Here is an 18,465-nt window from a genome sequence, read left to right as displayed (position 1 = left end):
TCATCAAGGGGGCTGCCATGTTTCAAACGATCAATCCCGCTACCGGTGAAGTCATTCAAACCTATCACTATCTGACTCTGAAGCAGGTCGATGATATCGTCGAAAAGGCGTCGCGCAGTCTTCAAGCCTGGCGCGAAGTTTCTGTGGAGCGCAGAGCGCAGGCCTTGAAGCAGCTTGCAACGAATTTGCGTGAACACAAGCGTGAGCTTGCAAACCTAATGACCCAAGAAATGGGTAAATCCGAAAAAGACGGTATTGCTGAAATTGAAAAGTGTGCAGCAGCTTGCGATTACTATGCAGAAAAAGGTCCGGACCTTTTAAAACCACAGGCGGTAGCTGCAAACTATGCCGCCAGCGAAGTGCGCTTTGAACCGATGGGAATTGTTTTCTCAATCATGCCGTGGAACTTTCCATTCTGGCAGTTCATTCGTTTTGCCGCTCCGTCGATTATGATTGGCAACGTGATTTTGCTTAAGCACGCAGACCTGACCGCTGGCTGTGCGACGAAAATCGAAGAACTTTGCAAAGATATTTTCGATGAGCAGGTGGTGTTTAACTTGCATATTGATCACGCCATTGCAGCCCACTTGATTGAACATCCGAAAGTTCGTGGTGTCACTTTCACGGGCAGCACACGCGGCGGGCGCGAGGTTTCAAAAACTGCGGGGGCGGCGCTAAAGAAAATCGTTTTGGAGCTTGGCGGGAGTGACGCCTATATCGTTCTGTCTGATGCCAATATCGAAAAGGCGGCCAAGGCCTGCGCTCAAGGGCGTATGATCAATAATGGTCAGAGCTGTATTGCTGCCAAGCGCTTCATCGTCCACAAAGATATCTATGAGAATTTCGTGAAGCAAATGAAAGCGGAACTTGCGACTTTCCCGACTAGCCCCCTGGCAGCCGTCAAGTTCCAATCCCAGTTGCAAGATCAGGTGGAGATGATGAAGTCCCTGGGGGGCGTTGTGCAACTGGGCGGGGAGATTCCCAATCAGCCCGGCGCCTTTTATCCTCCCAGTATGATTACTTTTGAGCGCAATCATCCCGGTATTCACAAGGAAGAACTCTTTGGCCCGGTGGCGCTTGTCATTAAAGCTCAGAGCGAAGAAGAGGCCTTTGAGATCGCAAACTCGTCGCCCTTTGGCCTTGGTGGCGGAATTTTCTCAAGCAATGCGCCTCACGCAAAGGAACTTGTTGCCAAGAAGATGGAATCCGGCTTTGTTGTGGTGAATGATTTTGTCAAATCCGATGCGAGATTGCCTTTCGGAGGCGTGAAAGATTCCGGTCATGGCCGCGAGCTTGGCAGTTTTGGATTTTATGAATTCTGCAACGTAAAAACTGTCGCCCAAGGATCTTGATTTGAACGATTGGCTGGATCTGGAGCACCAGCTCTGGAAAGAACTTAAAATTCATGAAATTCTCGAGCGGAAAATCCTCGTCGGCTTTTCCGGCGGTGTGGATTCGCTCGCGTTGCTTCGGTCGCTCCACAGAGTTAAACGCACGCAAGTAGAAGCCTGTTATGTGCATCACGGTCCCGGAGTGAACGCTCCTTATCGCGAGGCTGCGGCCGAATTTTGCCGCGCTTTTTGCGAGAGCCACAGCATTCCTTTTCATATTGAAAAACACGAGGGAGATGAGCTTAGTTCAGAGGCGGCGCTGAGGGATTTTCGCCACAGTGCCCTCGAAAGTGTCCGCAAGAAAACAAAATCGGATTTCCTTGCACTCGCTCATCACCGCGAAGACTTACTAGAAACACGTTTATTGCGTTTGATTCGTGGCACGGGGAGCCAGGGACTCACCGCCATGAGAGTAATTCAGAAGGAACTGTTCCGTCCTTTTTTAAAAATTTCGAAAAACGATTTGCAAGATTATCTCAATGCGCTTTCACTTGAGTCTTTCGAGGATCCATCGAATGCTGATCTCCATCCGATGAGAAACTGGCTTCGCCAAGAATGGTTAGTGGCTCTCGAAAAAAAACAAAAAGGAGCGGTGAGTGCTCTCGGGCGCTCGTTAGAAATCCTCGCGGAAACCCTCGATGCAGAGGCATTTCCAGAGGGACTTTTTAAAGAGGATTTTATTTCGAGACCGCATTATTTAGCGCTCTCTAAAACACAGCAAAAGCAAGCGCTTGCAAGTTATCTTCTATCTCAAAATGTGCAGGGTTTTTCTCAGTCTCATCTTGAAGAAGTGCAAAAACGACTGGACATTTCTCAAAAAGACCTCATCTTTAGAGTCAGCGGGATGGATTGGGTCGTTAACGCGCAGCAAGTTCGGGTCCAGAAACCATAATTTCAGGGACCGAATAAGTCAGAATAACTGGCGCAAGCCTTGTGACCCCCTCCCTTCCATGCTAGGCTTTAAACTATATTTCTCAAGAAGGAGAAAGCATGCGATCCACTCAAAAGACCTTGGCCCTGTGGTTCTTCCTGATCATCATGGTGGTGTTTTTCTTCCATGCCTATGAAAACAAGCATCAGAAGACAATTCCAGATTTTACATACTCTAAGCTCGTTGATGCTGTAAAAGCAGGCGAAGTTGCGGACATCACTTTCCGCCAAGAGACCAGTGAGATCGTCGGAGAGTTGAAGCCAGACTTCGCTAAGAAGTACAACGGTGCTACTAAATTCAGCATTGTTGGTAACACGTCTGACGAAGGCTACAAATTCTTCGTCGCTAACGGCCTCACGCCAAATTACGAGCGCGCTGATACAAACAACTTCTTCCAGTCATTCCTTGTGAACTGGTTGCCATTACTTTTGATCGTAGGCCTTTTCTTCTTCATCATGCGCCAGATTCAAGTTGGCGGCGGTAAAGCGATGTCGTTCGGTAAGAGCCGTGCGCGCATGCTGACTGAGCATAAAAACCGCGTGACGTTTAAGGAAGTTGCTGGTGTTGATGAAGCAAAAGACGATCTTCAAGAGATCGTGAGCTTCTTGAAAGATCCAAAAAAATACACAAAACTCGGTGGTCGTATCCCTAAGGGTGTTCTCTTGGTGGGCCCTCCGGGAACTGGTAAGACCTTGCTTGCTCGTGCAGTTGCGGGTGAGGCGGGCGTACCATTCTTTACAATCTCGGGTTCTGACTTCGTTGAAATGTTCGTGGGTGTCGGTGCGAGCCGCGTCCGTGACTTGTTTGAACAAGGTAAGAAAAATGCTCCGTGCTTGATCTTCATCGATGAGATCGATGCCGTCGGACGCCATCGTGGCGCCGGCATGGGTGGCGGTCATGACGAGCGTGAACAAACACTCAATCAGTTGTTGGTTGAGATGGATGGTTTTGAATCGACTGAAGGTGTGATCTTGATCGCTGCGACCAATCGTCCTGACGTTCTTGATCCGGCACTTCTTCGCCCAGGTCGTTTCGACCGTCGCGTGGTTGTGAATAAGCCTGATTTGAAAGGCCGTGAGCAAATCCTCTCTGTGCACATGAAGAAGACTCCTCTCGGTCCTGATGTGGATGCGTCTAAGATTGCTCGCGGGACTCCGGGGTTCTCGGGCGCTGATTTGGAAAACTTGGTAAACGAAGCGGCGTTGATCGCTGCTCGTACGGATAAGAAATACCTTGAGAATGAAGACTTCGAAAAAGCGAAGGATAAAGTTCTTATGGGCGCTGAAAGAAAATCGATGGTGATCTCTGAAGAAGATAAGCGCATGACGGCTTATCATGAAGCAGGTCACACGCTGGTTGGTTACAAAATCCCGGGTCTTGATCCGATCCACAAAGTGACGATCATTCCTCGTGGGATGGCTTTGGGACTCACTCAGACATTGCCTGAGAAAGATTCTGTGAGCTTCTCGAAGTCACAGGCTGAAAACTGGATTGCGTTTGCATTCGGTGGTCGTGCGGCGGAAGAGCTCATTTACAAAGACGTGACAGCCGGTGCAGCAAACGATATCGAGCGCGCGACGGCCATTGCTCGCCGTATGGTGTGCGAATGGGGTATGAGCGAGAAGCTTGGACCTTTGGCTTATGAAAAAGGCGAAGGCCCGGTTTTCTTGGGTATGCAGTATGGTCAGAAATCAAAAGATTACTCTGAGGCGAAAGCGGAAGAAATCGACACAGAGGTTTCTCGTATCATCGATGAAGGTTATAAAAAGGCCTTTAAGATCCTTGTAGACCATAAAGACGCTCTCGAGCGTTTGACGGAAGCTTTGATGGAGTATGAGACGATCGACGGTCATGAAGTGGCTATGCTCATCAATGGTGCGGCCGTCAGCGAAATCGAAAAGATCCGCAATAACAAAAAAGACGGTGGTCTAGGTATTGCTGCTTCTGTCGCGACCGATAAGAAGCCAGCCGGAGACCCAGTAGGTAACACAGGCCCTGTGACAATCTAAACACCCTGTGATAGGCTCGAAGGGTGTTTCAGCAATTCATAGATAACTTAGTATTCATCGTATCCCACCTCCGAATCCAAGATCTGATAGATATGATCTTGGTTTGGATGGTGGTGTATCGCATTTTGGTCCTCATTAAGCGTACGGGCACAATCCAAATGCTCTCCGGTCTCGGGGTGCTTGCGATTGGTTATATTCTCAGTATTTGGCTTGAACTTTTCACGTTCAATTGGCTGCTTGAAAAATTCTTCTCTAATTTGTTTGTGATCGTCGTGATCTTGTTCCAGGGCGAGATTCGTCGCGCTCTGGCTCATATCGGCAGTAATCCGTTCTTCACGGATGTATCTGCAGCCCAAGAGACTCATGTCATTGAAGAGATCGCGAAAGGCATCATCGCCGCGGCCCAAAAGGGTTACGGGGCGCTTGTTGTGATCGAACGTGAAATCGTGATCGACTACCACATTGAGTTCGGAACTGAGATTGACGCTAAAGTGTCTGCGGAACTTATTACGTCTATTTTTCACCCTACAAGCCCTATGCACGACGGGGCTTTGCTGATTCGTGGGGGTAAGATTCACTCTGCGGGTTGTTTCTTGCCCCTGAGTAAAAATCCTGCTTTGGATAAAAACTTGGGCACACGCCATCGCGCTGCGATCGGCCTGACTGAAGAAACTGATGCGTTGGTTTTTGTTGTCAGTGAAGAAAATAAATCCATCGGCATTGTTCAAGGGGGCCACCTGACGGCGAATGCAGAGCTTGGTGACATCCGTAAGGCGCTTTATGAGACCTACGGCCTTAAATACAAGGCCTTCCAGCAAGGGGAGGCTTCGCTATGATGAAAAAGCCTTGGACCTCCTATGTGACTGAGAATTTCAGCTACAAGATGGTGGCGTTGTTTATTTCACTCATTCTATGGCTGACGATCCTTGGTCGCCGTGATTTCGTATTGAGCAAAAAGATCGATATTGAGCTCCAAACCGGCCCCAAACAGGTGGTCGTAGCGCAGACGGCGGACAACATCCGTGTGAAGGTTTCAGGACCTCGAGCCGCGCTTAAGAAATTTATGGACAATCCCCAAACCCAGAGTATTCTCATCGACATTTCAGATCGAGGAGAAGGCGTTTTGGATATCGACGTGCCTCTCAATAAGATCGACGTCCCGATGGGCGTTCGGATCTTGGGAGTCCGCCCGAACGTGATCCGCGCAGAGGTTTCTACCAAGCCTGAATCGAAAACGAAGTAGGAAAAATTCATGTCAGAAAAATCGAACCGCTTATTTGGAACCGATGGCATCCGCGGAACCGCAAACCAATTTCCGATGACTCCTGATATCGTGCTAAGAGTCGGTCAAGCTATTGGCCACCTTTTGCATAAGCAAGCTCGCCCCGGGGCTTCATCTATCCGCAAAGTGGTTATCGGTAAGGATACACGCTTGTCAGGTTATATGATCGAGCAGGCGCTGTCTTCAGGGCTCAACTCAATGGGTGTGCATGTTCAGCTTGTGGGCCCACTCCCGACTCCAGGGATCGGCTACCTCACTCGCACGATGCGTGCGGATGCGGGGATTGTGATCTCAGCGTCGCACAATGCATTTCAAGACAACGGGATTAAGATTTTCGGCCCGGATGGTTTTAAAATCGCTGATGATATGGAAAGAGAAATCGAGCGCCTGGTGCTTCACGAAGATATGACAAAGTATCTTCCGCATTCTCGCGAGGTCGGCCGCACACGTCGTATCGACGATGCTCAAGGCCGTTATATCGTTTATGTGAAATCGACTTTCCCTTTGGAGTACACTCTCGACGGTCTTCGTATCGTCTTAGACACGGCTCATGGTGCGGCTTACAAAGTAGCTCGCGCTGTCTTTGAAGAGCTGGGTGCGGAGGTCATTCAGCTTGGTGATGAGCCGAACGGCATTAATATCAATGACAAGGTCGGAGCTCTTTATCCGGCAAAATTGGCGGACGCGGTGATTCAGTATCGTGCCGATGTCGGCATCAGCCTTGATGGTGATGCGGATCGCGTGATCATGGTGGATGAAAAAGGCGAAGTGATGAACGGGGACCATATCCTGGCACTTTGCGCTCTTCATATGAAGGATCTTGGAATTTTAAAGAAAAACACCCTTGTTGCGACTCAGATGAGTAATTTTGGTCTTGAAAAGAAAATGACCGAGCACGGGATTAAGCTTGTGAAAGTGGGCGTCGGCGATAAATACGTCGTCGAAGAAATGCGTAAAAATGGCTACAACCTCGGTGGTGAACAATCGGGGCATATTATCTTCCTAGATCACACGACGACCGGTGACGGCTGCGTGGCGGCTCTCAACGTGCTTGCGGTGATGAAGCAAACCGGGAAGCGTGCAAGTGATCTCAATCGCGTGATTGAAGATGTGCCGCAGGTTCTTATCAACTGCCGCGTAAAGCGCCGCACAGAGCTTGCTGAAATCAAAGGCTATGCGGAACTCATTGCAAATATCGAAAAACAACTCAATGGCGAAGGCCGTTTGTTTGTTCGTTACTCGGGCACAGAGCCTTTGCTTCGCATCTTGGTTGAAGGTCCTGATAAAATTAAAATCACTGAATACGCTGAGAAAATCGCTCAGTTCCTCGAGAAAGAATTAAGCTAGTATGAAAAATAAAATCCGCCTTGGCGTGAATGTCGATCATGTCGCCACCCTTCGCCAGGTTCGTGGGGGAACGACTCCTTATCCGTCAGTGTTGGAAATGGTCAAAAGATCCGTGAAGGGGGGCGCTGAGCAAATCACGATCCACCTTCGCGAAGACCGTCGCCATATTCAATTGCATGATCTGGCTTTGCTCTCTAAAAAATGTCCTGTGCCTTTGAATCTTGAAATGGCAGCGACCGACGATATGGTTCGTTTAGCTCGTAAGTACAAGCCGGAATGGGTTTGCCTTGTGCCTGAAAAGCGCGCGGAGCTCACCACGGAGGGCGGTCTCAACGTGGTAAAAGGCTTTAAGAAAATGAAGCCCATGGTTGAAAAGATGCAAATGCGCGGGATTGAAATCTCGATGTTCATTGAGCCCTCCCTTGAGCAGGTTGAAGCAAGCTACAACCTTGGTGCTGATGCTGTGGAATTCCACACCGGTCACTGGGTGCTATTAAAGGGCGCGAAAAAACAAAAAGAGTGGGATCGTCTGGTGAAAGCCGCTCACTTGGCTCACGCATTTGGTTTGGGTGTTCATGCCGGTCACGGTTTGGATTATCATCACACAAAGCTCATCAAAAAATTGCCTTATCTTCGTGAAGTGAACATTGGTCATTCATTGATCTGCTACGCGCTTGAAGAAGGACTTGAAAAGTCTGTTCGCAAGATGAGCAGCATTCTCAGAGGGTAAAATGACGAACTACAAGGTCGTAAAGCAGTTTCATACGAAGTCGCCGGCGGACCTTGGCATGATCTCTTTGGAGCTTCTGAAGCTCTTTAAAGAGCGCAGCTTGTTGCTTTTAGAAGGACCTGTTGGTGCCGGGAAGACAGAGCTTGTAAAGGCTTTGTCGGACTGCTTAGGTATTCAGGAAACAGCCTCTCCGTCATTTGCAATTCATCATCATTATGAAAACCGTGATGTCTCAATGGATCATGTCGATCTTTATCGTCTTGAGAGTGAAGACGATCTAGAAAGTACGGGTTTTTGGGATCTTTTCGGAGCTAAAAAAGGCTTAGTCGTGATCGAATGGTCGGACCGTTTGAATCAGGATTTATTGCCGCTAAATTGGTTTAAAATCCGCGTGACGATTGAAAAGCTCGCGGCTCCGAGTGAAAGAAATCTTACGATCTCGGTGCAGGTTTAGAGATTTCGTTGTGGCTACCGCCGGTCTTTCTCCGTCCTGAGAATCGAGGGCTCTGCCCTCGAGCTCCCGCTACAGCCGGCCTTCGTGGCCGTCTGTCCAACGTACGGTGAAGACAAGTACTGATGTCGATAAGTTTTCCTAAGTTACGTCGAAAGGTCGGCCACGACGGCCGAGCTTTCAGGGGTTCGGGGACAGAGTCCCTGATTGCAAGGATGCAGGAAGAAGTGCAGAGCCACCAAAAGGCCCCGAAGGTAGCAGCAGACCTACGCCACTTTCGCAGTAGGGCCCTTAAGAATCTTCGTTGAAAGACCCTTAGCGACGTTTTCTGTGAATTGAAGGACGTTCTTATTATAGCTGGCCTTTTCGCCAAAACCCATGATCATTCCGATCAAAATATCACCGTCCATCAAAGGCACGATGGTCACGTGATCAGGAATCTGGCCGTGGTTCCAAGACTCAAAGAAAGATTCATTCAAATCATTCGGAACGATGTAGCCGTGATAAGGCTTTTGCGTTCCAGAAACGACTTTGAAAATGCTCGGAGTTTTTAAATTAAACTCAGGCGTTGACGGTGACTTAACGTCAAAACCAGAATCCCAGAGGATCGGTTTTACAAGAGTGTCTTTGTCGCCAATCGCAAGCAGCATTGATTTTTTAAAGAAGGTTTTCATCTGCTGGAAGCTTGAGATCACGTCTTTGTCGAATTGATCCTGAGCTTGTTTGCGCATTTTTTCGAGGAAGTACGCCGCAGAGTTCGCCGGGTTCATCGTGGGCTTCACAGGAACAGACGGGAATTCGCCCGCTGAAACGCTCGCCATCGGTGAAATTTGTTTTTTGTTTGGGAACTGCACTTCGTGATCGTCAACTTCTTCCATATCATCGAGAGAAGAAACATCATCGATCTTCGTTTTTTCACCGATGTTAGCCATCAAAGGAACGCTCGTACGAGGACCTTTCTTCGGCATTTCGACAGCAACGGGAGCTTCTTCTGCCGGCGCATCTTCGATCTCGGCTTTGAGCTCACGAGTGATTTCTGTATTCATTGGTTGAAGTGCAATCGGTTCTGTTTTTGTGAAATTAGAGAGAGCATCTATTTTTGGAGCCGGGGAGTCGCCAAAAAGACCTTCTGGCATGCCTGCGGCTTCTTCGTCGACGGAGGCTTCCATACCCTCTGGCTTTTCACCAGAAGATTCTTCGCCCTCTTCGGAGGAGGCGGAAGCTTCTTCGGAGCCTTCTTCTTCAGAAGATGAGTCATCTTTCAAAACGAGCTCACCATTTTCACCAAAGAGATTTTCCTCGTCACCGGGTTTTGCAACAACGGTTGCGGCAAGAGCCGTCATGTCAGCAAAATCACTACCGGCAGCAGCTGATGCTGGTTTTTCAGATTTACTATAAACGGCCCACGTTTGATCGAGGACCTCATGGGAAGTTAGAACAAAAGTGGTCGGATTTGCATTGTTGTAATTCTCAGGAATTTCGAGGCAGGCGATGATTAAAACACCGTCCCACTCGGCAACGGGCATGCATTCATTGGTCCACTTGTGGATCTTCTGCCATTTCTTGTAGAGCTCTGCCTGAGGCTTATGGATCTGGAAAAACTTCTCAGACAGGACGGGAATTTGAAAATTTTCCTTTGCCCAATCGAGATATTCCGAAGCTGGAATCAGCTTAGAACGTAAACAAAACATCAAAAGCGAAACGTTGGTGGAGTCTTTGGAGTAAAGATTCTCCGCCTCTTGCATCGCACTCGTAAAATGATCCTGCCAATTGACTTTAGTCATACAGATCATTTATCGGCCTAAGTGATGAAATTCCTTAAGGCTTTCTAGAGGAAAGCGCCCCTGGGAGGTCTAGTTTTATTTAGTCCTTAGTAGGACTGTATTTTTTACTGTCTAAAACTCAGACAAAAAGAACGAAAATACATCGATAGGACGTCATATAAGGATCGAGGTGCTTCGTAAATTATTAAGATCTTATATGTTTTCTGGAATTTCACTTTGTGGTAAGGTGCGGCACTCTATGGACGAACTCCGCACACTTTACTCACTCAAAGCGAACTACTTTGATCACAACGCCACCACTCCGGTGAGCGATGACGTCATTGCGGCGGTGCCTGAGTTTCTTCAAGCTTGGGGAAATCCCAGCTCGATACACTGGGCTGGACGTCAGCCTAAGAATATTCTGCGCGACACTCGTCAGTCACTTGCAAAAAATCTGAGCTGCCATCCGCTCGAGATCGTCTTCACAAGCGGCGGCTCTGAATCCAACAACACAGTTCTGAAGGGCGTGTTTGATTACTATCAAACGACTTCGTTTAAGCCGGAGCTCGCGCGCCGTACGCACTACATGTGCTCGGAAGTGGAGCATCCAAGCATCATCAAGACGATGGCCCATTTAAAATCTTTGGGCGCCCGCGTGGATTTCATTCCTGTGAATCGTCAGGGCGTGATCGATATGGATTTCTTCCGCGCTCATCTTACGGAAGAAACAGCGTTGGTTTCTGTGATGTTTGCAAATAACGAAACCGGCAATGTCTTTCCGGTGGCTGAGATGGCAAGGCTTGCCCACGAAAAAGGCGCGCTCTTTCACTCTGACTGCGTGCAAGCCTTCGGTAAAGTGCCAGTGAATTTACAAACTCTCGGTGTGGATTTCGCTTCGTTCTCAGGACATAAATTTTATTCCATCAAAGGCAGCGGCTTTTTCTTCTCAAAGCGCGGTTCGAACTTCGCGTCGCTGATTGATGGCGGAGCTCAAGAGCGTCATCGTCGCGGCGGCACTGAGAACGTGCTTGGTATCGCTTGCCTTGGCGTGATGGCTGAAAAACTTCCGGAAGTGGCTGAGCATGCAAAGGCCGTGGGTGAGCTTCGTGATCACATGGAAAAAAGAATTCTTGCTGAAATCTCGGGCGCGGTTGTGACGGCGGGTGAAAGTCCACGTTTGCCAAACACGTCGAGTTTAGTCATTCCGGGCGTTGACGGTGAAACGATGCTGATGAGTCTTGATATCAAGGGCTACGCGGTCAGCACAGGCGCTGCATGCAGCAGTGGCAATCCCGAACCAAGTCCGGTATTGCTCGCGATGGGGCTTTCTCGTCAAGAGGCGCAGAGCAGTCTGCGTGTAAGTCTTGGTTGGGGCAATAGCCTGACTCAGGTTGATGAATTTGTTGAAACTTTGAAAGCTGTTGTTGATAGACTTCGCAAGATTGAAGCGGAGTCAGAGGTGAAGCATGTCTAAAGGACGCGTGCTTGTGGCCATGAGTGGGGGCGTAGACAGCTCTGCTGCTGCGGCCCTTTTGGTGGAACAAGGTTATGAAGTTGTCGGAGCTACGATGCAAGTGTGGGATTACACCACCTGCGATATCGAAGAAGGCCACGGCACTTGTTGTTCGAGTATTGACGTGGACGACGCCCGCGATGTGGCGGATCGTCTGGGGATTCCGTTTTATGTTTTGAACTGCGAAGCAAAGTTCCGTGCGGCAGTGATTGATCCTTTCCTGAAGGCTTATCTGGACGGCCAGACACCGCTTCCGTGCGTGAATTGCAATACGTATCTGAAGTTTGATCACTTGATCCGTAAAATGAAAGAACTTGAGTGTGATTACTTGGCAACAGGTCATTACGCTCAGATCGTTCAAGATGAAAACGGCAAATCGCACATTCAAACAAGTGTCGATGACTGGAAAGATCAGACGTATTTCTTGTTTACGATCGATCCAGAGATCGTGCCGAAATTATTATTCCCGATCGGCCACATGAAAAAACCGGACGTGCGCGCTTACGCGGAAAAAGTCGGTTTGCTCAACGCTCGCAAAAAAGATTCTGTGGGTATTTGTTTTGTCGGCGGTCAAGGTTACGATAATTTTATCGCTTCACAAGTCGATAAAGCGGTTTTGGATTCTAAAAAAGGTCTCCTCAAGCGCTACCCAAATGGTGAAGTGATGGGCCGTCATAACGGAATCCACACCTTCACGATTGGTCAATCTAAAGGCTTGGGGATTGATCATCACGAAAAGATGTTTGTGCTTAAAATCGAATCTGACACCAACACAGTGTGGATTGGTGATGAACAATACCTCTTTGCTAGCGAAGTCGATGTGATTGAGCCGAAGCTTTTGTCGGATGTTCAAGACGGCGAAGAGATGAACGTAAAAATCCGCTATTCAACCAAAGGCTATCCGGCGCAAGTTTTTAAGACAAGCACGGGTTTTAAAGTAAAATTCAAAACCCCTCAGCGTGCGATCACTCCGGGCCAAGCCGCGGTATTCTATCGTGACAAACAACTCGTGGGAGGCGGATGGATCACTCTGTAGACAATTCCATGAAATTCCAGGTCCACACATTTGGTTGTAAAGTGAACACGTACGATGCAGGCCTCTTGCAAAAGAACCTGCAAAGTAATGGCTTTACATACCAAGACGGGGACCCGCGTATTCATGTTCTCAACACGTGTGCTGTGACCGCGGAAGCAACCAAAGAAGCTGTCAGATACATTCGCCGCTTGAAAGTGCGCGATCCGTTCTGCACAGTGGTTGTCACCGGTTGTGCGGCCCAAGTCGATACCGGTTCATTTGAGAATCTTCCTGGAGCTGATCTTGTTGTGGCTAACTCCCACAAGGGTCAGTTGCCCGAGCTTCTCAATAAGTATTTTAAAGGCGATCTTACGGAGAAGGTCTTTAAATCTAATATCTTTAAAAAAGAAGACCTTGAAATGGGCGGCGGGATTGAGAAGTCCCACACGCGCACGTTTTTGAAAATTCAAGACGGTTGCAATAGCTTCTGCACTTACTGCATTATTCCCTATGCTCGCGGTAAGTCCCGCAGTATTCCTGTTGCGGACCTCGTTGCCCGCGTGAATGACCTCTACGCTGAAGGCGTTCGTGAAGCGGTTCTAACCGGCGTTCATATTGGCGACTATGAAGACGAGAAGTTCGGTAAGAAGCTGGTTCTTGAGGACCTCGTTGAGCATCTTTTGGCGAAAACTAAAATGCCACGCTTCCGTTTGTCCTCTTTAGAGCCGGTGGAGCTCTCGGAGCGTTTGCTGGATCTCTATCAAGACGACAAGATGTGCCCGCACTTCCATATGAGTATTCAAAGTGCGAATACGGATGTGCTCGACAAGATGAAGCGTAAGTATACCCAAAACGATGTGATGCATGCTCTTAATCAAATCGATAAACGCGTAAAGAACGCTTTTGTCGGTATGGACGTGATTGTCGGATTCCCCACTGAAACTCATGAGCAGTTTGAAGACACTTATCTCACACTTGCAGAACTTCCTTGGACGAAGATTCACGTCTTCCCATACAGCGAACGTCCAGGCACGCGGGCTGTAACTTATGACGTGACCGTGCCAAATGAAGAGCGCGTTCGCCGTGCTTCACGTTTGCGAGAACTGAGTCTTCACCGTTTTGAGACGCTAGCGAAAGCTCAAGTGGGAACTCAAAAGAAGGTCTTGGTTCTTAAGAACTCGGCAAAAGGTGGTCAGGCGCTCAGCCGTGATTACTGGCCGGTGCAAATCATCGGAGCTGACGAGTTTATCGGTCACTGGTCGGGGCAAGAGGTCGATGTTAAAATTTTGAAATACGAAAATTCCACTAAGAATCGCATGGAAGGACATCTCGTCGGGGAGATTCTTGCATGACCGAACTAGAGAAAAAACTTTCGTATAAGTTTAAGAAAAGCGAACTGCTTGAGCGTGCACTCACTCACAAGAGCTTTGCGCACGAATTGCGTGAGCGCTGTGATCACAACGAGAAGCTTGAGTTCCTGGGGGACGCGGTCTTGGACCTTGTTCTTGGAGAGTTTCTGATGGAACGCTTTCCCGGAGACGGGGAGGGGGGGCTCTCTAAGAAGCGCGCAAGCCTTGTCAATGAAGAGGTGCTCTCGAAGTTATCATCTGTTTTGGAGTTACCAAAATACCTCCACCTTGGAAAGGGTGAAAGTATGACAGGCGGGGCGCAGAAGCCACGTTTACTTGCTTCAGCCTACGAAGCGCTTTTAGGGGCGATTTTCTTGGACGGAGGCTTTGAATCGGCGCGCGATTTTGTACGCCGCGATTTTATAAAGCTGGTTGAAGAGATCGACCCGACTCAGGATTTTGAAAAGGATTATAAAACCCGTCTGCAGGAAGTAATGCAGAAAGAAACAAAAGAGGCGCCGATTTACGAATTGATTGGTGAAGACGGCCCTCCACATGATCGCACTTTCACGGTTTGTGTCCGCGTGAGAGAGACTAATCTAGCGACTGGAACAGGACGTAGTAAAAAGATCGCCGAGCAAGAAGCGGCGAAAAAGGCTCTCGAGTTATTGCCGAAGGAGAAAAGTACATGAGTTATAAAGCAGGATTTCTAGGACTGATTGGTCAGCCAAACGCGGGGAAGAGCACGCTCATGAACTATCTCGTTCGCGAGAAAGTTTCCATTGTCACAGAGAAGCCGCAAACCACTCGTCGTCGCGTTTTGGGTGTTTGGAGTACCGACGAAGGCCAGATCGTTTTTGTTGATGCTCCGGGCTTGATTAACGCCGACAAGGGTCTGAATGGTTTCCTTTCACAGGAAGCAGAAGATGTGATCGGGCAGTCCGATGCATTGCTCGCGATCTTGAGTGTGGATGAGAAAAACCCTGAAGACGCTGATAAAGTCATCAAGATGGTTTCTGCAAGCGGAAAACCATGGGCCGGCGTTATCACAAAGTCTGATATCGAAGAAAAACAACATCGCATCATGATCTTAAAGCGCATGATTGAGCAAGCTGGCGGTAAAGCGTTCCAGGTGTCGGCAAAAGACATCGATGGCGATCAAGAAAATCGCGAAGCTCTATTAATCGAGTTTCTGACGATGATGCCTGATAGTCCTGCGCCGTTGTACGATATCGAGCTCTTTACGCCGCACAATGTGCGTGACCTCGTTGCGGAAGTGATCCGCGAAAAGTGCTTTGAGTTCATTCATCAAGAGATTCCGTTCAGCATGGCTGTGCGTATCTTGAAATTTGATGAAGATGCGCAGCCTTGTCCGAAGATCTATGCTGAGATTCTCGTGGCTAAAGAAAATCACAAGGCGATTGTGATCGGTAAAGGGGCTGCGAACCTTAAAGAAATCGGCACAGCCGCTCGTAAAGAGATCGAGCAGCTCGTGGGTGGAAAAGTATTCTTGGATTTGAAAGTTCAGTTTAAAGCGGACTGGTTTAATAATAAGCGCATCATGCAGGAGTTGGGATATGTCCGAAATAATGAAGAGTGAAGATGTTGTTGAAAGTCGCATGATGGGCACCCCGAAGGTGGCGGTCATTGGCCGTCCCAACGTGGGGAAATCGACGCTATTTAATATCGTAACTGAGACTCGTAAGGCGGTTGTAAAAAACCAGTCGGGCGTGACTCGTGATATTTTAATTGAGCCAGTTGAAATCTGGGGCAAGCAATTCGATATGATCGATACCGGCGGAATTACGGAAGCCGGGGACTTGTTCTCAAAACTCATTCGCGAGCAGGTTTCTGAGTTCCTTCACAGTGTGGATTTGATCGTGGCTGTAATGGATGGTCGTGCGGGTCTTGTGCCTGAGGATCGCGATATTATTCGCATCGCAAAACAGACCGGTAAGCCGTTCTTGCTCGTGATTAATAAAGTCGATAGCGTTAGCGAAGAAGAAATGGCGAAAGCGGATTTCTATGAGTTTGGCGTTGATATCGTGGCCGCTTCGTTTGAGCAACGTCGTGGGGTGTCGGACATTCTTGAGTGGGTGACAAAGCAAATCCCTGAGCACAAAGAAGAGATCAAAGAGGGATTGCGTATTGCCATTGTTGGAAAGCCGAACGTGGGTAAGAGCTCTCTCAGCAATGCGATCTTGGGTATGAATCGTATGCTCGTTTCTGATATCGCCGGAACGACCATCGATTCGGTGGAAGCTCCTTTCTATGTGAATGATAAAAAGTTTTATCTCGTTGATACAGCCGGTCTTCGCCGTTCGGCTCGTCGTGAAGAGGATTTGGAAATCATTTCTGCTTTCAAATCTCAAGAGGCGATCCGTCGCGCGGACCTCGTATTGCTCGTAGTGGACGGCACCGTTGGTCCTACGGATCAAGATGCGAAGATCATGCAGGCAATCCTTGAGGACCACCGTGGCGTGATCCTCGTTGCGAATAAATCAGATCTTGGCCAAAAAGACATTCCTGAGTACCGCAAAACATTCCGTGAGCAAGTGGAACGCACGTTTCACTTCTTTGACGACGTTCCAGTGGTGTTCACAAGTGCGAAGATGTCGCACGGCTTAAATGACCTTTACGAAGAAGTCGAGCGCGTGGGCGAGAAGCTCCGTAGCAAAATCCCAACGGCGGATCTTAATGAATTCTTCTTCGAGACCATCCGTAAAGCTCCGGCTCCGGTTTATGGTAATAACAATGTGAAGTTTTACTATCTCACGCAAACTTACCAAGTGCCGCCGGCATTTATCGCCTTTGCGAATCACCCACAAGGCGTGACCAATGCGTACCGCCGCTTCTTGATTAAGAACATCAAAGAGCGTTGGGGTCTGCAAGGGATTCCGATTCGTATCTTCTGTATGAAGAGTCGTAAGGGGTCTTAATGGCGGTGAAGCGCGGCTCGTGGAGGACACGTTTTGGATTTTACCTTTTGGCCATCGGCTCTGCCTGTGGCCTTGGGAATCTTTGGCGGTTTCCTTACGTGGTCGGCGAAAACGGGGGCGGTGCCTTTGTTTTGCTGTATGTGTTTATGGCGCTCACAGTGGGCTTGCCGCTTTTGATTGCCGAGCTGAGCCTTGGTAAATCCACTCGTCAGAGTGTGCTCATGGCGACTCAGTTGCTTGCTCAGAAGTCCGGAAATAAGGGCTTTGCCTGGGCTGGGCGTTTTTCTGTTTTATTAAGTCTGGTGGTATTTTCCTATTACGCGGTGATCTCCGGCTGGGTTTTGCATTTCTTGAGTCGCTTTTTGATGGAAGTGATTGTGCCGACGGATGTTCATCATTCGGCGGCTTCGCTGGCGACCCTTATGCAAAACGGGTGGTTGCAATGGGCGCTTGCAAGTGTGCACGTGCTTCTCACGATCATTGTTGTTGGTAAGGGCGTTCAAGAAGGTCTTGAGAAGTTTATCACTTATATGATGCCGCTTTTTATGAGTTTGGTATTGCTCCTGGTATTCCGCTCAACCTCGCTCCCATCAGAGCCCGAAGTTCTGCGTTTCTTGTTCTATCCTGATTTTTCTAAACTGACTTACTCTTCAATTATCCATGCTGTCGGCCATATCTTCTTTACTCTGTCAGTGGGCTTTGGAACGCTTGTGACTTTCGGAAGTTACATGAAGGATGAGGACCATGTTCCAACGGCGGGTTTCCGCGTGACGTTGGTGGATACGGGGATTTCACTGATTGCGGTTTTGTTGGTATTCCCGATTGCGTTTCAAGCCTCGAACGTTCCTCTCACGGATCCGGCCTTGCTGTTTGAGACTTTGCCGCGATTCTTCCTCGACTTCCGTGGCGGGTTGCTTTTCGGATTATTGTTCTTTAGCTGCTTATACCTTGCGGCTCTGAATGCGAGTATCGGTTTGATGGAGACCATCGTTTCCAACATGGTTGACAGTACTAGCCAGAAAATGAAGTTTAGCCGTAATAAGGCTTCGTGGATCACAGGGGCGTTTGCGCTTCTGCTCGCAATGATTCCGTCTTTTTCAAGCTCCATGTTCCGAGACGTTCAGTTCTTCGGTAAAGGCATTATGGAGTCCATGGACTCTTTGCTGATTAACTGGATTCTTCCGGTGATTGCGCTGGGGCTGCTCATTAGTATCAACTACGGCATGAGCGAAAAAGAAAAAGAAACTCAGTTCATCGCCAAAGACCGCTTCGTGAGCTATTCCATGTACCCGCACTGGAAATGGGTTTTGCGTTGGTACGCTCCAGGTTTCATCATCGTCGGGATGTTGTTGCAAATCCTCGGCCTTCTAATGAAGATGCGCTAGCAAGAAGTTACACGACCGAGAGTTTCACTCACCGATAGTCACCCAACCCACGCGGCTCGGCACTTACGCAGTCCCTTGCCGCATTCGGGTGACCCACTCATTGAATTTCTGTAAGTACTCCTCACGGGCTTTCTGGCCTTTGGCGGCTTGAAGGCGGTTGGCTTTGAAGTAGCCTCTGAGCTGGAGTTCTTCGATGCGGGTTTTGATCACGCGGGTGAAGGCGAGACCTTGCCAGAACTTTTCTTCAGAAGGTTTTCTATCTGTCGTTTGGGTATCTTTTGATAGCTTCAAGGTTGTTTGAGCTGAGATTTGCTGACCTGTAATCTTATACCCACGGCGAGCGTTGGTGATTTTTCTTGC

The 18,465-nt window shown here is 48.7% G+C and carries 17 protein-coding genes; 15 read left to right on the top strand and 2 right to left on the bottom strand.

Annotated features, from left to right (window positions below; genetic code table 11):
- Positions 1-17: 17 nt before the first annotated feature.
- From JSU04_07840 to tsaE, 8 genes are all read left to right on the top strand, one after another.
- The gene (locus JSU04_07840) at positions 18-1,352 is read left to right on the top strand and encodes an aldehyde dehydrogenase family protein (GenBank protein MBS1970205.1); all 1,335 of its coding nucleotides are present in this window, start codon (positions 18-20) and stop codon (positions 1,350-1,352) included.
- 1 nt (position 1,353) lies between these two features.
- Complete coding sequence (tilS, locus tag JSU04_07835; protein ID MBS1970204.1) at positions 1,354-2,283, top strand: tRNA lysidine(34) synthetase TilS; 930 nt, start codon at positions 1,354-1,356, stop codon at positions 2,281-2,283.
- A gap of 98 nt (positions 2,284-2,381) precedes the next feature.
- Positions 2,382-4,331, top strand: a complete 1,950-nt coding sequence (gene ftsH / locus JSU04_07830) for an ATP-dependent zinc metalloprotease FtsH (GenBank protein ID MBS1970203.1) — start codon at positions 2,382-2,384, stop codon at positions 4,329-4,331.
- A gap of 23 nt (positions 4,332-4,354) precedes the next feature.
- A complete protein-coding gene (locus tag JSU04_07825) occupies positions 4,355-5,167 on the top strand; it encodes a TIGR00159 family protein (protein ID MBS1970202.1) in 813 nt (270 codons plus the stop codon).
- On the top strand, positions 5,167-5,574 hold the full coding sequence (locus JSU04_07820) for a hypothetical protein (GenBank protein ID MBS1970201.1): 408 nt from the start codon (positions 5,167-5,169) through the stop codon (positions 5,572-5,574). Before JSU04_07825 ends, JSU04_07820 begins: the two co-directional genes overlap by 1 nt.
- Positions 5,575-5,583: 9 nt before the next feature.
- Positions 5,584-6,960, top strand: coding sequence for a phosphoglucosamine mutase (locus JSU04_07815; protein MBS1970200.1), 1,377 nt, complete (start codon positions 5,584-5,586; stop codon positions 6,958-6,960).
- A gap of 1 nt (position 6,961) precedes the next feature.
- Positions 6,962-7,690: a pyridoxine 5'-phosphate synthase gene (locus JSU04_07810; GenBank protein MBS1970199.1), complete on the top strand. Its 729-nt coding sequence runs from the start codon at positions 6,962-6,964 to the stop codon at positions 7,688-7,690.
- A gap of 1 nt (position 7,691) precedes the next feature.
- On the top strand, positions 7,692-8,144 hold the full coding sequence (gene tsaE / locus JSU04_07805) for a tRNA (adenosine(37)-N6)-threonylcarbamoyltransferase complex ATPase subunit type 1 TsaE (protein MBS1970198.1): 453 nt from the start codon (positions 7,692-7,694) through the stop codon (positions 8,142-8,144).
- Between the two features lie 263 nt (positions 8,145-8,407).
- On the opposite strand, the gene JSU04_07800 is transcribed toward tsaE, so the two are convergent.
- Positions 8,408-9,925: a hypothetical protein gene (locus tag JSU04_07800; GenBank protein MBS1970197.1), complete on the bottom strand. Its 1,518-nt coding sequence runs from the start codon at positions 9,923-9,925 to the stop codon at positions 8,408-8,410.
- Positions 9,926-10,163: 238 nt separating this feature from the next.
- Between JSU04_07800 and JSU04_07795 the strand changes: the two genes are divergently transcribed.
- Genes JSU04_07795 through JSU04_07765 form a run of 7 tightly spaced genes read left to right on the top strand, consistent with a single transcriptional unit; the run spans position 10,164 to position 18,105 of the window.
- On the top strand, positions 10,164-11,378 hold the full coding sequence (locus tag JSU04_07795; GenBank protein MBS1970196.1) for a cysteine desulfurase: 1,215 nt from the start codon (positions 10,164-10,166) through the stop codon (positions 11,376-11,378).
- Positions 11,379-11,397: 19 nt separating this feature from the next.
- A complete protein-coding gene (gene mnmA / locus JSU04_07790; protein MBS1970195.1) occupies positions 11,398-12,453 on the top strand; it encodes a tRNA 2-thiouridine(34) synthase MnmA in 1,056 nt (351 codons plus the stop codon).
- Between the two features lie 8 nt (positions 12,454-12,461).
- Positions 12,462-13,784 (top strand): tRNA (N(6)-L-threonylcarbamoyladenosine(37)-C(2))-methylthiotransferase MtaB, encoded by a 1,323-nt coding sequence (gene mtaB, locus JSU04_07785; GenBank protein ID MBS1970194.1) that lies wholly within the window; start codon positions 12,462-12,464, stop codon positions 13,782-13,784.
- A complete protein-coding gene (rnc, locus tag JSU04_07780; protein MBS1970193.1) occupies positions 13,781-14,473 on the top strand; it encodes a ribonuclease III in 693 nt (230 codons plus the stop codon). Before mtaB ends, rnc begins: the two co-directional genes overlap by 4 nt.
- Positions 14,470-15,381 (top strand): GTPase Era, encoded by a 912-nt coding sequence (gene era / locus JSU04_07775; protein MBS1970192.1) that lies wholly within the window; start codon positions 14,470-14,472, stop codon positions 15,379-15,381. The genes rnc and era overlap by 4 nt, the downstream gene beginning before the upstream one ends.
- A gap of 19 nt (positions 15,382-15,400) precedes the next feature.
- The gene (gene der / locus JSU04_07770; protein ID MBS1970191.1) at positions 15,401-16,720 is read left to right on the top strand and encodes a ribosome biogenesis GTPase Der; all 1,320 of its coding nucleotides are present in this window, start codon (positions 15,401-15,403) and stop codon (positions 16,718-16,720) included.
- Positions 16,720-18,105, top strand: a complete 1,386-nt coding sequence (locus JSU04_07765; protein MBS1970190.1) for a sodium-dependent transporter — start codon at positions 16,720-16,722, stop codon at positions 18,103-18,105. The genes der and JSU04_07765 overlap by 1 nt, the downstream gene beginning before the upstream one ends.
- Positions 18,106-18,168: 63 nt before the next feature.
- Here the strand turns inward: JSU04_07765 and JSU04_07760 are convergent.
- Positions 18,169-18,465, bottom strand: a 297-nt coding sequence (locus tag JSU04_07760; GenBank protein ID MBS1970189.1) for a hypothetical protein, incomplete at its 5' end; no start/stop codon positions are given.

The sequence above is a fragment of the Bdellovibrionales bacterium genome, assembly GCA_018266295.1.
Classification (GTDB): Bacteria; Bdellovibrionota; Bdellovibrionia; order Bdellovibrionales; family Bdellovibrionaceae; genus JACMRP01.
This window is presented reverse-complemented; position numbering and strand designations above follow the sequence as displayed.